The 237-nt window shown below is 65.0% G+C and carries 1 protein-coding gene; it reads left to right on the top strand.

Annotated elements, in window-relative coordinates:
- On the top strand, window positions 1–237 hold a 237-nt coding region (locus SB660_RS23675), incomplete at both ends, for a hypothetical protein (RefSeq protein WP_410585033.1).

Below are 237 nucleotides of genomic sequence, written 5' to 3'. Positions count from 1 at the left end.
CGTGTTCCACTACCGCGACGCGAAGGGGCGCGACGAGATCGATGTCATCGTCGAAGCGGCAGATGGCGAGTGGCTCGCGATCGAGGTCAAACTCGGCCAGGGCTCTGTAGACGCAGCGTCGACGAACCTCATCCGCATCGGCGACAAGTTCGTGAAGCCACCGCGGGAACGCATCGTCGTCGTGCCAACAGGCATCGCCCACCGCCGCACCGACGGCACGCTTATCGTCCCCCTGAC

Origin of the sequence: Bacillus sp. SIMBA_005, from assembly GCF_046535585.1 — a bacterium.
Classification (GTDB): Bacteria; Bacillota; Bacilli; order Bacillales; family Bacillaceae; genus Bacillus; species Bacillus pumilus.
Note: the sequence above shows the minus strand (reverse complement) of the source record. Positions and strands in the feature narration are given on the sequence as shown.